Origin of the sequence: Pseudonocardia halophobica (genome assembly GCF_027922425.1) — a bacterium.
GTDB classification, from domain to species: Bacteria; Actinomycetota; Actinomycetes; order Mycobacteriales; family Pseudonocardiaceae; genus Pseudonocardia; species Pseudonocardia halophobica.
Genome location: NZ_BSFQ01000310.1, coordinates 1 through 503 on the forward strand (window position 1 = coordinate 1; position 503 = coordinate 503).

Annotated in this window: 1 protein-coding gene; it reads right to left on the bottom strand. The window is 65.2% G+C overall.

The window, feature by feature from the left end; genetic code table 11:
- Positions 1-503 (bottom strand): pyridoxine 5'-phosphate synthase (locus tag PKE99_RS39540; RefSeq protein ID WP_271215201.1); only part of this gene is annotated, 503 nt, incomplete at both ends.

Consider the following 503-nt stretch of genomic DNA (forward strand, 5'->3'; position numbering starts at 1 on the left):
GATGTTCAGCTCGGCCAGTTCAGGCATGGCCGCGACCGGGGCCACGTTGTCATAAGTCAGCCCGTGTCCGGCATGGACCTCCAGCCCCAGACTGGCCGCCAGGCGCGCACCCTCGCGCAGTGCCGCAAGCTCGGCTTCCGCCTCGGCCATCCGCCCTTCGGCATGGAGGTCAGAGTAATGGCCGGTATGCAGTTCGACCACGGCAGCGCCGATCCGGGCAGAAGCCTCGATCTGGCGCGGATCATGGCCCATGAACATGCTGACCCGGCATCCTGCGGAGGCCAGTGGGGCAATATATTGCGTCAGCCGCGCCTCGTCGCCTGCCACATCCAGCCCGCCCTCGGTCGTGCGCTCCTCACGTCGTTCCGGCACCAGACAGACGGCATGTGGCTTCAGCCGCAGCACGATCGCCTGCATCTCGTCCGTTGCCGCACATTCGAAGTTGAGCGGAATGCAGTAATGGTCTCGCAACGCATCCATATCGGCGTCGCGGATGTGACGAC